The 14,096-nt window shown below is 30.8% G+C and carries 9 protein-coding genes, 1 tRNA gene and 2 rRNA genes; 5 read left to right on the plus strand and 7 right to left on the minus strand.

The annotated features are described in order from the left end of the window. Positions 1 to 86: 86 nt before the first annotated feature. Positions 87 to 1,739, minus strand: a complete 1,653-nt coding sequence (locus tag I4U66_RS06065) for an ABC transporter substrate-binding protein (RefSeq protein WP_176698630.1) — start codon at positions 1,737 to 1,739, stop codon at positions 87 to 89. 215 nt (positions 1,740 to 1,954) lie between these two features. Between I4U66_RS06065 and I4U66_RS06070 the strand changes: the two genes are divergently transcribed. The 5 genes from I4U66_RS06070 (at position 1,955) to I4U66_RS06090 (ending at position 6,379) form a co-directional block, all read left to right on the plus strand. Then, on the plus strand, positions 1,955 to 2,317 hold the full coding sequence (locus tag I4U66_RS06070; RefSeq protein ID WP_195928599.1) for a DUF3899 domain-containing protein: 363 nt from the start codon (positions 1,955 to 1,957) through the stop codon (positions 2,315 to 2,317). A gap of 91 nt (positions 2,318 to 2,408) precedes the next feature. After that, positions 2,409 to 3,350 carry an ABC transporter permease gene (locus I4U66_RS06075; RefSeq protein WP_092922290.1) on the plus strand — a complete coding sequence of 314 codons (942 nt, stop codon included), beginning with the start codon at positions 2,409 to 2,411 and terminating at the stop codon, positions 3,348 to 3,350. A 1-nt stretch (position 3,351) separates the two neighbouring features. Further along, entirely contained in the window at positions 3,352 to 4,383 is a 1,032-nt protein-coding gene (opp3C, locus tag I4U66_RS06080) for an oligopeptide ABC transporter permease (RefSeq protein ID WP_092922287.1), read from the plus strand. A gap of 21 nt (positions 4,384 to 4,404) precedes the next feature. Then, positions 4,405 to 5,430, plus strand: a complete 1,026-nt coding sequence (locus I4U66_RS06085) for an ABC transporter ATP-binding protein (RefSeq protein ID WP_092922284.1) — start codon at positions 4,405 to 4,407, stop codon at positions 5,428 to 5,430. Next, entirely contained in the window at positions 5,423 to 6,379 is a 957-nt protein-coding gene (locus I4U66_RS06090; protein ID WP_166504685.1) for an ABC transporter ATP-binding protein, read from the plus strand. Before I4U66_RS06085 ends, I4U66_RS06090 begins: the two co-directional genes overlap by 8 nt. A 178-nt stretch (positions 6,380 to 6,557) precedes the next feature. Here the strand turns inward: I4U66_RS06090 and I4U66_RS06095 are convergent, their stop codons facing one another. The 6 genes from I4U66_RS06095 to I4U66_RS06120 all read right to left on the minus strand — a co-directional run. Further along, positions 6,558 to 8,087: a YfcC family protein gene (locus I4U66_RS06095; RefSeq protein ID WP_092922278.1), complete on the minus strand. Its 1,530-nt coding sequence runs from the start codon at positions 8,085 to 8,087 to the stop codon at positions 6,558 to 6,560. 233 nt (positions 8,088 to 8,320) lie between these two features. After that, positions 8,321 to 11,146 (minus strand): excinuclease ABC subunit UvrA, encoded by a 2,826-nt coding sequence (uvrA, locus tag I4U66_RS06100; RefSeq protein WP_195928600.1) that lies wholly within the window; start codon positions 11,144 to 11,146, stop codon positions 8,321 to 8,323. Continuing rightward, complete coding sequence (gene uvrB, locus I4U66_RS06105; RefSeq protein ID WP_092922272.1) at positions 11,136 to 13,115, minus strand: excinuclease ABC subunit UvrB; 1,980 nt, start codon at positions 13,113 to 13,115, stop codon at positions 11,136 to 11,138. Before uvrB ends, uvrA begins: the two co-directional genes overlap by 11 nt. A gap of 641 nt (positions 13,116 to 13,756) precedes the next feature. After that, positions 13,757 to 13,873 (minus strand): 5S ribosomal RNA (gene rrf, locus I4U66_RS06110). Positions 13,874 to 13,884: 11 nt separating this feature from the next. Next, positions 13,885 to 13,958 (minus strand) — tRNA-Gly (locus tag I4U66_RS06115). A 59-nt stretch (positions 13,959 to 14,017) separates the two neighbouring features. Continuing rightward, positions 14,018 to 14,096 (minus strand): 23S ribosomal RNA (locus I4U66_RS06120); the annotation flags it as partial.

Below are 14,096 nucleotides of genomic sequence, written 5' to 3' on the forward strand. Positions count from 1 at the left end.
GCAAAATCAATATATTTACTTTTAAATTTTTTAAAATTATTTATTATTAAAGTACTTAGGCTACATTATAAAGCTTTTAATTTATTTTATTTAGAAGCTCCTCTCCCACCATTTACTTGTAAGAAGAATGTAGACGCTTGACCGTAGTTGTGAACTTCCTTACTATCTTTATATTTATCAACAAAGTCAGAATCTAATAGACATCTATCTATTTGACCATCTTCATATAAGTTAACTGAAGCACTAGTTTCCTTAACTACTTTAGTATTTATAGTATCTAATTTGATTATATCTTTATTCCAATAGTTAGGATTTTTTTCCATAGTATATTGATCTTCTACTTTCCAATTTGTTAAAGTAAATGGTCCATTATATATTTGAGTATCTGCTGTAGTACCATATTTATCTCCCTGAGCTTCAACAAATTTTTGATTTTGTGGGAAGAATACTTGGAATGATACTAATTCAGGGAAGTAAGAAACTTTTCTGTTTAATTTAACTTCTAATGTATAATCATCAACAGCCTTAACCCCTACATTTTCTGAACCTTTATCAGCTGCTTCTGCTGCCCCTGCTATATCATTCATTATGTATCCATACTCAGATGCTGTATCAGGGTTTAAAGTTCTTTTCCAAGAATACTCAAAATCTTTAGCTGTTACAGGGTCTCCATTTGACCACTTAGAATCTTTTCTTAACTTGAAAGTCCAAGTTAATCCATCTTCAGAAACTTCCCAAGATTCAGCCACACCTGGCTCAACTTTACCATCTTTATCTATTCTAGTTAATCCTTCCATAGTATTATTCATAACTGTGAAAGATGAAACGTCTGTTGCTTTACTTGGGTCCATTGTAGGTATATCTGAACTTATATCTATATTAAGAACTTTTTCTGGTTTATCTACATCTGCATATCTATAATCATAGTCAGCTCCCCAAGAATAATTTATTATTCCTGAAACATAAGGCTTCTCTAAATAAGTTCTTCCTTTTTGTTGAATTGGAGCTAAGAATCCATCAGATAACATTAATTCTTCTGCTTGTGCGTATTTTTCATATGCTTCAGTTGTAGTTTCTGCTTTTGTAGCTTCATCTACTAATTTATTAAATTCATCACTTTTATATCCAACTTGCTTAGAGAATTGGTTTCCAGTTTGCATTGTTTGTAGGAATGTTAATGGATCTGGATAGTCAGCTCCCCATCCTGAGTAAGCTAAGTCAAAGTTTCCAGCTGTCTCCTCTGCTAACTTTTGCTTGAAAGGAAGATTTTTAACTTCTACATTTAATCCTTCTAATGCATCAGATAATTCTGCTTGGATAAATTCACCTGTTCTTTTTCCTGAGTCATGGTCGAAAGTTAATAACTCAAGTGTAACAGTATCAAATCCAACTTCTTCTTTAGCTTTTGCCCATGCTTCTTTAGCTTTTTCTTCATCATAAGTTACACCTTTATCTTTTGTGTACTCTGCGTAATCTTTTCCGTTGTCAAATGCTAAGTTAGATGGTGTAAATGTATCAGATGCAATTGATCCATTATTTAATATAACATCACATAAGGCTTGCTTATCTATAGCCATAGCTATAGCATTTCTTGCATTTTTATTTGCAAGAACTTCTTCTGAAGTAGCTTCTCCTCCACCACTAGAGCTAGATCCTCCTGTGCTACTGCATCCAACAAGTAAACTTGAACTTACTAATGCTATTGTTGCTAATACTGATATTTTTCTTTTTAAAAACATAGTAAACATCCTCCCCTATATCCAATTTACAAATAAACTCATATATTTAAAGTTTATTATATAACATGTTATAATAAAAATCATTTGTTTTTTTAAATTTTCTGATTTTTTAATTAAAAAAATTTTTTTATATGAAAATATTAATTTTAACTTGAAAATACTTTATTATGCTACTACAATTAAAATAATAAACAAGCTCGAAAGGCGGTTCAAATATGAAAAATACTTTGCAACTTCTTGCAATTAATGCTATTATCAGTTTATTATATTCAATTATCAACAAATTTAGTGCATATTCATTTTTAAATTGTGCATTTATTGTTGGTATGATTTATTTCCTTTTCGGACTATTATGTTTCGTTTGGGAAAAAGGATTTTTTAATATCACACTTTTCTCTTTTAATAAATTAAGTCAAGAATTTCAAAGAAGAAAAGGCGTATTAACAGAAGATATTAACATGACAATTGAAGATTACGTTAATAGAGAAAATAGCTTTTATCTTACAAATAGTTTATTAATATCTGGTTTGTTAATATCAACAATTACTATTGGTATAAGTTTTATGTTTATATCATAATTATATAAAACTAAATTAATTATTATACTTAGATTCTATATCACTTAAAACTAGTGATTTTAATTAAAAATTCAAAAAAGGGGGGGTAGCGATGTTTCGCTATGTATTAAAACGTATTGCATATATGTTTATAACTTTATTTATAGTCATATCAGTTACATTTTTCTTGGTAAGACTTCTTCCAGGCAGTCCATTTAATGAACAAAAGTTAAATCCTCAACAAATTGCTAGACTGGAAGCTACTTATGGATTAGATGATCCTGTTCCAGTCCAATATGTAAGATATCTTACAGGTGTGTTCAAAGGTGACCTTGGCATTTCATTTAAACAATCTAATAAGAAAGTCGAAGATATCATTGCCAGTCGTATAGGCCCTTCTGCTATGTTAGGTGCTCAATCTTTAGTTTTAGGTACCTTCATAGGTTTAGCACTTGGAATTGTCGCTGCACTTAAGAGAAATACTATTTGGGACTATACTTGTACTATACTTTCAGTAATAGGAGTTTCTGTTCCATCATTTGTATTTGCAGCTTCACTCCAATTGTATATTGCAAGTAAATTAAAAATACTACCTATAGCTTGGGGAGTTCCTTTAGGTTCAGATTTTAGATATGTTTGGACTATTCTTCCATCAATTGCACTTTCATTTTTTACAATATCAAACGTTGCTCGTTTTACTAGAACAGAACTTGTTGAAGTTCTAAACTCTGATTATATAATTACTGCTAAAGCAAAAGGTTTAAAAAAATCCACAGTTATCTTAAAGCACGCTCTTAGAAATGCATTAATTCCTGTTATAACTATATTAGGTCCTTTAGCTGCAGGACTTCTTACAGGTTCTTTAGTTGTAGAAAAAGTTTTTGCTGTACCTGGTATAGGTGACTTATTAGTTAATGCTATATCTATAAATGACTTATTCATAATTTCAGGGGTTGCTATACTTTATAGTGCATTCTACATAGCAGTTATATTAATAGTAGATATACTTTACGGTGTAATAGATCCAAGAATCCGTTTGGCAGGAGGTAAATAAAATGGTTGATAAAGTAATAATTGATGGTCAAGAAGTAGAGTTAACAGCTGATTTATTTGAACCTACTCCTATACAGTCAGGAGATAATGAAGCTATTACTAGAGAAAGTCTAACTTTTTGGCAAGATGCTCGAAAAAGATTATTTAAAAATAAAGGGGCTGTAGTTGGATTAATAATACTTTTTACTATAGTGTTAATGGCTATATTCGCACCTATTTTTTCTAAATATGATTATAAATCTCAAAACATAAGAAACGTTAAGATTCCACCTAAAATGCCTATAGTATCTTCTTTAGGTATAATGGATGGTAAAGATTCAAATGGTGTTGACGTTTATGCTGAGAAAAATATAAAAGAAAACTATTTATTTGGTACAGATGCACTTGGACGTGATATCTGGACTCGTACGTGGACTGGTGCTAGGGTTTCTTTATTCATAGCAGTCTTAGCAGCTATTTTTGATTTGCTTATAGGTGTTGCTTATGGTGGTATATCTGCTTACTATGGAGGTAAAGTAGACCTTGTAATGCAACGTATAATAGAGATAATTACAGGTATTCCTCAGTTGGTTATTGTTACACTTTTCATAATGGTATTTAATCCAGGTATATTATCAATTTCTTTAGCAATGGCTGTATCTGGGTGGACTGGTATGGCTAGAGTTGTTCGTTCTCATGTACTTAGACTTAAAAATCAAGAGTTTGTATTAGCTTCTAAAACTTTAGGTTCTTCTGATTTTAGAGTTATTTTTAAACATCTTTTCCCTAATGTTATTGGTCCTATTGTGGTAATGATCATGTTCTCACTACCTCAAGCAATATTTTATGAAGCATTTTTAAGTTTTATAGGGTTAGGTCTTCAACCACCTCAAGCATCACTTGGTGTATTAATAAATGAAGGATTTAAATCATTACAAAGCTACCCATATATGATGTTTATCCCATCAATAGTAGTTTGTTCTTTGATATTTGCTCTTAATTTATTAGCTGATGGTCTAAGAGATGCTGTTGACCCTAAAATGCGTAATCAATAATTAGTAAGGGAGATGAGTTGATTGGAAAAATTATTAGAAGTTAAAAACCTGTGCGTTAGTTTCAATACATATGGTGGAGAAGTTCAAGCTGTTAGAGGCGTTACATTCGACTTACATAAAGGTGAAACACTTGCTATAGTTGGTGAGTCTGGTTCTGGTAAATCCGTTGCTTGTAAAACTATAATGAGAATACTATCTGCAAATGGTTATATAAAAGATGGTGAAATATTATTTAACGGTAAAGATTTAACTAAACTTAGTGAACCTGAGATGGAAAAATTAAGAGGTAAAGATATTGCAATGATATTCCAAGACCCTATGACTTCTTTAAATCCTACTATGACCATAGGAAAACAAATAATGGAAGGTATTATTAAGCATCAAGGTCTTAGTAAGGAAGAAGCTAAGGCTAAAGCTATAGAACTTATAGATTTAGTTGGTATATCTGAACCTGAAAAAAGGTTTAAACAATATCCTCATCAATTTTCAGGTGGTATGAGACAGCGTATAGTAATAGCTATATCTTTAGCTTGTAATCCTAAAGTTCTAATAGCAGATGAACCAACAACTGCATTAGACGTTACTATACAGGCTCAAATATTAGAGCTTATGAAAGCTCTTCAGGAAAAAACCGGAGCTGCCCTTATATTTATAACTCATGACCTTGGAGTTGTTGCTAATATGGCTGATAGAGTTGCAGTTATGTATGCTGGTAAAATCATAGAACATGGAACAACTAATGATATATTCTATAATCCTCAGCATCCGTATACTTGGGGACTTTTAGGTTCTATGCCAACTTTAGATATAGGAGATAATGATTTATATAATATACCTGGAACTCCTCCAGATTTAATGCACCCTCCTAAAGGAGATGCATTTGCTCTTCGTAGTGATTACGCTCTTAAAATAGATCACTTAGCTGAACCACCTATGTTTAAAGTTAGCGATACACACTATGCAGCTACATGGTTATTACATCCATTGGCTCCAAAGATTGAAAGACCTAATAACGTAGGTAGAAAGAAGGTGAAAGCAGATGAGTAAAAAAGTTCTATTAAAAGTTAAAAACTTAAAACAACACTTTAGAATAGATAGAAATACTACTGTTAAAGCTGTTGATGATGTTTCTTTTGAAATATATGAAGGTGAAACATTTGGTTTGGTTGGGGAGTCTGGCTCTGGTAAATCTACTACTGGTAGAGCTATAATAAGACTTTATGATCCAACTAGTGGAGAAATAGAATTTGATGGTAAAAATATCTCTTCTAAAAAATTGAAAAAAGATGAGAAAAATCATGTAAATAAAAATATGCAAATGATATTCCAAGATCCTATGGCATGTCTAAATCCTCGTATGACTGTTACTGATATAATTGCCGAAGGTTTAGATGTACATGGCCTATGTAAAACTAAAGAAGAAAGAAGAGATAAAGTTTATGAGTTGTTAAGAACTGTAGGGCTTAATGAACAACATGCTAGTAGATATCCTCATGAATTCTCTGGTGGGCAAAGACAACGTATAGGTATTGCTCGTGCTCTAGCTATACAACCAAAATTTATAATTGCTGATGAGCCTATATCTGCACTAGATGTTTCTATCCAAGCACAAGTTGTTAACTTACTTAGAAAGCTTCAAAAAGAAAATGGCTTAACTTATCTATTTATCGCCCATGACCTTTCAATGGTTAAATATATAAGCGATAGAATAGGGGTTATGCATAAAGGTAAGTTAGTTGAACTTACTACTGCTGATGAATTGTATGAAAATCCACTTCATCCTTATACTAAATCTTTACTATCTGCTATACCTTTACCAGACCCTGATTATGAAAAAAACAGAGTCCGTATAAAATATGATCCAAGTATTCATGACTATTCTACTGAAAATCCTGAATGGGTAGAAATAAGACCTGGACATTTTATATATGCATCAAAATCTGAAATAGCAGGTTACGAAAAAGAACTTTCTGCAAAAGAAATTACTAGTAATTAATTCCTCTTTTTCATATAGAGCTATCTCCAAAAGAGATAGCTCATTTTGATACTTTTAGACTATGTAATGTATGTTATAATATACACTCTTCTATTAAAATCAGTTATTAGAATTTATTAAAAAGGAGTGTTTAAAATAAATCTCAAAAATTATTTTAAAACACTCCTTTAGTATTAATCTATATAATTACACCTATACCAAGTACTACTATTGCAAGTACTGATATCATTATAATTAATGGTGTTACAAATTTTAGCCATTTATCATAAGTTACATTTACCATAGCAAGTGATGCAAGTATTAATCCTGTAGGAGTTATAAAACTTATAAGTCCTTGTCCAAATTGATATGCACTTACTATTACGTCTCTGTTTACTCCAACAACATCTGCAAGAGGTGCCATTATAGGCATTGATAAAACTGCAAGTCCTGAAGATGAAGATATAAAGAATCCTAGTAATATATAAACAAAGAACATTACTGTTGAGAATACTATACCACTCATATTTGATACTACATTACTTAATCCATATAATATAGTATCACTTATCATACCACCATCCATTATTATAGTGATACCACGCGCAAGACCAATTATTAGTGCAACTCCTAGTAAATCTGCTGCTCCTGCAACAAATTCAGAAACAAATTCTTTTTCACTAAGTTTTGCAAATATAGCTAGTATGAATGTTACAAATAAGAATAATGATGTCATTTCTTTAAATGACCATTTTAATTCTTTTACACCATATACCATTACAACAAATGATAATGCAAATATTAATAACATTAATTTTCTTCCCCATGTAAACTCAGGTACATTTTCTTCATTATGACCTTTTAGGAAGTGATCTTCTAATTCTTTCTTTTGTGAATATATTAATGATTGACTTGGGTCTTTTTTTACTTTTTCTGCATACTTAACTGTGTAGAATATACAAACTGCAAGACCTGCAACTAACATAAATATTCTTAAAGGCATTCCACTTGTAAAATCAATTCCTGCTGTATTTGATGCTATAACTGTAGAAAAAGGATTTACTGTTGATGCCATTGTTCCCATACAAGAACCAAGATATATTGCTGCAATTGCTACTAATGCATCATATCCTGCTGCCAAGAATATCGGCACTACTATTGGATAAAATGCTATTGTTTCTTCTGCTAATCCAAAGCTTGTTCCACCTATTCCTATTATTACTGTTATTATTACTATTAACCAAGCTTCTTTTCCTTTTAGATTTCTTGATAAAGCACTTATACCCGCTGTAAATGCTCCTGTTTTATTTATTACTCCTACTATACCACCTATTACAAGAACGAAAGCAATTATATCTATTGAATCATATAAACCTTGTATAGGTGCATTTAAAAATGTTGTTAATGCTTTAAATACTGTTGGTTTTTCTTTTGGTAGTTGTTCATAAGTCCCTGGTATTGCCACTGGTTTACTTATAGAACCATCTGTAAATTTACTTAGATTAGTTTTTACCCCTAGTTCATCCAGTGTTTTTTGAGTTGCTTTTTTTTCTGATACTTGACCTGTAGGCGATTCTATTACGAATACGTTTGCTTCAGCATCATAAAGTAATTTTGAATACTTTCCTGAAGGTATTACATAAGTAAGTCCTAACACTAATAGCATTACTATAAGTATTACAGTGTAGGCTGTTGGAAATGAGAATTTAGATTTCTTTTTTGCTGACATATAAATCATCTCCTTTTTTGTCTAAGTTTCTCATTTATATTTTAACATATTTTTACATATATGTTAAATTTCTTACAATTCTAAATATTACTTATATAGTTTTAGCCAATATTGCAATTAAAATTACAAAATTGGCTAAATAAAAAATTAATTTTATTAAAATTATTATATATTCTTTTAAATTCACTCATCCACGTCTGTTACTTAAAATTCACTGAGTTCATTTCACTTATTTATTCAAAATATTTCTTTAAGAACATCCCTGTGTAAGACCCTTCAACTTTAGATACTTCTTTTGGTGTCCCTGTGGCAACTATTTGACCACCTTTATCTCCACCTTCAGGTCCTAAATCTATTATGTAGTCACAAGTTTTTATAACATCTAAGTTATGCTCTATAACTACTATTGAATTACCTGTGTCTGCTAATCTTTGAAGTACTTGTATTAACTTGTCTACATCTGCCATATGAAGTCCTGTTGTAGGTTCATCTAATATATATAAAGTCTTACCTGTTGGTCTTTTACTTAATTCTGTAGCAAGTTTTATTCTTTGAGCCTCTCCACCTGATAATTGTGTAGATGGTTGTCCTAATTTTATATATGAAAGTCCAACATCCATTAATGTTTCTAATTTTCTTTTTATATTAGGTATGTTTTCAAAGAATTTAAGAGCTTCCTCAACATTCATATCTAATACATCAGCTATTGTTTTATCTTTATATTTAACTTGTAGTGTTTCTCTATTATATCTTTCGCCCTTACATACTTCACAAGGTACATACACATCTGGTAAGAAGTGCATCTCTATTTTTATAATACCATCACCTTTACAAGCTTCACATCTTCCACCTTTCACATTGAAACTAAATCTTCCTTTTTGATATCCTCTAGCTTTAGCTTCATTAGTTGATGCGAATAAATCTCTTATCATATCAAATACACCCGTATAGGTTGCAGGATTTGAACGAGGTGTTCTTCCTATTGGACTTTGGTCTATATTTATTATTTTGTCTATATTTTCTATCCCTTTTATTTCTTTATGCTTTCCTGGTCTTTCTCTTAATCTATTTATCTTTCCAGCTATTCCTTTGTAAAGTATATCGTTGATTAATGTACTTTTACCAGAACCTGAAACTCCTGTTATACAAGTAAATTTACCTAAAGGGAACTTTACATTTATATTCTTTAAGTTATTTTCAGTAGCTTTAACTATTTCTAAGTATTTACCATTTCCTTCTCTAGTCTCTTCTGGTATAGTAATTTGTTTTTTACCGCTTAAATATTGTCCTGTTATAGAATTTTCATTGTCTAATATTTCATCTAAAGTACCTTGTGCAACGATATTACCTCCATGTACCCCAGCTCCTGGACCAATATCTACTATATAATCACTTTCTCTCATTGTATCTTCATCATGTTCTACTACTATAAGAGTATTACCTATATCTGTAAGATGTCTTAATGTTCCTATTAATCTATCGTTATCTCTTTGATGAAGCCCTATGCTTGGCTCGTCTAGTACGTATAAAACTCCAACTAAAGCTGAACCTATTTGAGTAGCAAGTCTTATACGTTGTGCTTCCCCTCCTGATAAAGTTCCTGCTTTTCTTGATAGGTTTAAGTAATCTAAACCAACATCTCTTAAGAAAGCTGCTCTTCCTCTTATTTCTTTTAGTATTTCATTTGCTATAAACTTTTGCTTTTCACTTAAATTGATATTTTCTATATAATCTATAAGCTCATTTACTGAAAAATTAGTTACATCCATTATATTTTTGTTGTCTACTAATACTGATAATACTTCTTTTTTAAGTCTTGCTCCTTTACATTTTGGACAAGGAGTTTCAGCCATAAATTCTTCTATTTTTTCTCTTGAATATTCTGAGTTAGTTTCTCTATATCTTCTCTCTAAATTAACTATCACTCCTTCAAATGGCGCTCTATATTCTCTTCTTCCTCCAAACTTTGATTCAAATATAAATTCAACTATCACATTGTCTTTTCCATAAAGTAACTCTTGAACAAACTCCTCAGGCAAATCTTTAAATGGTGTATCAAGTGATACGTTAAAATGTTCTGCTAAACTTCTAACCATTTTACTATAATATGTATCATCACTTGTGCTTACAGAACCCCACGCTGCTATAGCACCTTGTTTTATAGATAAATCTTTATTCGGTATAACTAAATCTGGGTCTACTTCTCTACTTTCTCCTAAACCATTACAAGCATCACATGCTCCAAATGGACTGTTAAATGAGAACATTCTTGGAGATAGTTCTTCTATACCTACTCCATGCTCTGGGCATGCAAATTTAGTTGAGTAAAGTATTTCATCTCCACCTATTATTTGAGCAATAACAAGACCATCAGATAATTTTATAGCTGTTTCTATTGAATCTGCTAGTCTAGCCTCTATTCCATCTTTTATAACTATTCTGTCAATCACAACCTCTATATTATGTTTTTGATTTTTATTTAATTCTATTTCATCTGTAACTTCATAGTTTTCTCCGTCAACTCTAACTCTGACAAATCCTTCTTTTTTTATATTCTCTAGTATCTTTTTATGAGTTCCCTTTTGACCTCTTACTACTGGTGATAATATTTGAAGTTTAGTTCTTTCTTCAAATTCCATCATTTTATCAACAATTTCTTGGACTGTCATTTGACTAATTAATTTACCACAAGTAGGACAATGTACTTCTCCTACTCTAGCAAATAATAATCTTAAATAATCATATATTTCTGTTACTGTACCCACAGTAGAACGAGGATTTTTAGATGTTGTTTTTTGATCTATAGATATAGCTGGTGATAATCCTTCTATATATTCTACATTTGGTTTTTCCATTTGACCTAAGAATTGTCTAGCATAAGCTGACAAACTCTCAACGTATCTTCTTTGACCTTCTGCATATATAGTATCAAAAGCTAAAGAAGATTTACCAGATCCTGATAATCCAGTAAATACTATAAATTTATTTCTCGGAAGTTCTATATTAACATTTTTTAAGTTATGCTCTTTTGCGCCTTTTATTATGATTTTATCTTCCATTAATTTCTATCCTTTCTTCTAATTCTTTTACCTTATCCCTAAGTTCTGCTGCTCTTTCAAATTGTAAATTTTGAGCTGCTTCCATCATCTCTGATTGTAATTTAGCTATATTAGCTTTTATTTCATCTATATCATCAGTTTCTTTAACTCCGTATATAACTTCTTCATCAGCGACTTTCGTAGCTTCTATAGCATCTCTAATACTCTTTTTAATAGTTGTAGGAGTTATATTATTCTCTTTATTATATAGTGATTGTATTTCTCTTCTTCTTTTTGTTTCTTCTATAGCACTTTGCATAGACCTAGTTATTCTATCTGCATACATTATAACTTTACCTTCTGAGTTTCTAGCTGCACGTCCTATAGTTTGTATTAATGATGTTTCAGAACGCAAGAATCCTTCTTTATCTGCGTCTAATATCGCCACCAAGGAAACTTCTGGAATATCTAATCCTTCTCTAAGTAAGTTTATACCAACTAATACATCAAACTTACCTAATCTTAGATCCCTTATAATCTCTACTCTTTCAAGAGTATCTATATCTGAATGCAAATACTTGACCTTTATACCAATTTCTTTAAGGTAGTTGGTTAAATCTTCACTCATTTTCTTAGTAAGAGTTGTTATTAAAACTCTTTCATTCTTTTCAATTACCTTATTTATTTCACCTACTAAATTATCTATCTGATTGTCTATAGGTCTAACTTCTATTATAGGATCAAGTAAACCTGTTGGTCTTATTATTTGTTCTGCTATAGTTGTTGAATGTTGTATCTCATATGGTCCTGGTGTTGCAGTTACAAATAGTATTTGATTAATATTTTCTTCAAATTCTTCAAAATTTAAAGGTCTATTATCATAAGCTGATGGTAATCTAAATCCATTATCTATAAGCGAACCTTTTCTAGATCTATCTCCGGCATACATACCTCTTACTTGTGGTACTGTAACATGAGATTCATCAACTATTATTAAATAATCATCTGGGAAAAAATCCATTAATGTATATGGCTTCTCTCCTGGCTTTCTGCCTGTTATATGTCTTGAGTAATTTTCTATACCCTGGCAGAATCCTATTTCTTTTAACATTTCTATATCATATCTAGTTCTTTGGTCAATTCTTTGAGCCTCTAGTAATTTATCATTGTCTTTAAATTCATTTATTCTTTCTTCAAGCTCTTTTTCTATTTCAACTATAGCTTTTTCTATTCTTTCTGGTGTTGTTACATAGTGAGATGCCGGGAATATTACTACATGATTTCTCACCCCTACCATTTTACCTGTAACATAATCTATTTCTGTTATTCTATCAATTTCATCACCAAAAAATTCTATTCTTATAGCCTTTTCATCATTACTTGCAGGGAATATTTCTAAAATATCTCCTCTAACTCTAAAAGTACCCCTAACAAAGTTAACATCATTTCTTTCATACTGTATATCTATTAATCTCTTTATAACTTCATCCCTATCCTTTTCCATTCCTGGTCTTAGAGATACCATAAGTTGTCTATAGTCTTCTGGATCCCCTAATCCATATATACAGGATACAGATGAAATTATTATAACATCTCTTCTTTCTAATATTGCTGCTGTTGCAGAGTGTCTAAGCTTATCTATTTCATCATTTATACTTGCATCTTTTTCTATATATGTATCACTATGAGCTACGTATGCTTCTGGCTGATAGTAATCGTAGTAACTTACAAAGTATTCTACTGCATTCTCCGGGAAAAACTCTTTAAATTCACTGTATAATTGAGCTGCTAATGTTTTATTATGAGCTAATATCAATGTTGGCTTATTTACGTTTTTTATAATATTAGCCATAGTAAAGGTTTTACCAGATCCTGTTACCCCTAGAAGAGTAGAAAACTTTTCATTGTTATTTATAGCATCTACTATTGACTTTATAGCCTCAGGCTGATCTCCCGTAGGCTTAAATTCCGATTTTAATTTAAATTCCAACAATATCACTCCTCTCTCACGAACATTCGTTCTTTACCATTTAATTATAACATATATCTATATATATCTTGTGCTTTATTTAATAAAATTTACATAAATCATCCATTTGTCGTAATATATTCTTTATATATTACCCACTATCCTACGATTTCAACCTTATTTATATAAGTCTTTTAACGATATGAAATTCAACTTTTATTTAATGAAGAATTATATAATGTCATTATATAGCAGTAGTGTTAATTTGAATCTGCTTGCTTAACTATTTATGATATTGTTAATGAATGTATATGTAATCTGCTTTAATTCACTATATTTTATAAAAAAATAAAGGCCTCTATGGGGGATAGAGACCTTTTTAAAATGGGGGAGATTGAGTAATTTATTTATATTAAGTTTTACATTATAATTATCTCCTGCTTTACAAAAAATATTCATAAATACTTAGATATTTTTATAAATATTTTTCATGTTGTAAAAGGATTAAAATGATTGTTTTTATTTACTCTTATAAGTCACTTACTATTTTAATTAAATATATAATAATAATCATTTATAATTTCATTATAAATAAAAAGAGATATGAATTAAATTCATATCTCTTTTTACATTTTTGTGTGTCTTTATCAATAAAAAAGATTACGTGGCTACGTCTTACTCTCCCAGGGGGTCACCCCCCAAGTACCATCAGCGCTAAAGAGCTTAACTTCTGTGTTCGGTATGGGAACAGGTGTATCCTCTTTGCTATAATAACCACATAATCTTTATTTGGAGCGGGTGAAGGGGATCGAACCCTCACAGCCGGCTTGGAAGGCCGGAACTCTACCATTGAGCTACACCCGCATATTTAATTTTATTAGTACTTTCAAAACTGTATACCATCTAGAGTTAATCATTTTATTTTGGTCAAGTCCTCGACCTATTAGTATCGATAAGCTAAATACATTACTGCACTTACACCTTCGACCTATCAACCAGGTA

The sequence above is a fragment of the Romboutsia sp. D33t1_170424_H2 genome (assembly GCF_015669105.1).
GTDB classification, from domain to species: Bacteria; Bacillota; Clostridia; order Peptostreptococcales; family Peptostreptococcaceae; genus Romboutsia_C; species Romboutsia_C hominis.

Coding starts and splice junctions, on each gene's coding strand:
- I4U66_RS06095 (WP_092922278.1), bottom strand. CDS start 8,087: ATGTCAGCAAAAAAGAAATCTAAATTCTCATTTCCAACAGCCTACACT.
- I4U66_RS06070 (WP_195928599.1), top strand. CDS start 1,955: ATGAAAAATACTTTGCAACTTCTTGCAATTAATGCTATTATCAGTTTA.
- I4U66_RS06090 (WP_166504685.1), top strand. CDS start 5,423: ATGAGTAAAAAAGTTCTATTAAAAGTTAAAAACTTAAAACAACACTTT.
- uvrA (WP_195928600.1), bottom strand. CDS start 11,146: ATGGAAGATAAAATCATAATAAAAGGCGCAAAAGAGCATAACTTAAAA.
- I4U66_RS06075 (WP_092922290.1), top strand. CDS start 2,409: ATGTTTCGCTATGTATTAAAACGTATTGCATATATGTTTATAACTTTA.
- I4U66_RS06065 (WP_176698630.1), bottom strand. CDS start 1,739: ATGTTTTTAAAAAGAAAAATATCAGTATTAGCAACAATAGCATTAGTA.
- opp3C (WP_092922287.1), top strand. CDS start 3,352: ATGGTTGATAAAGTAATAATTGATGGTCAAGAAGTAGAGTTAACAGCT.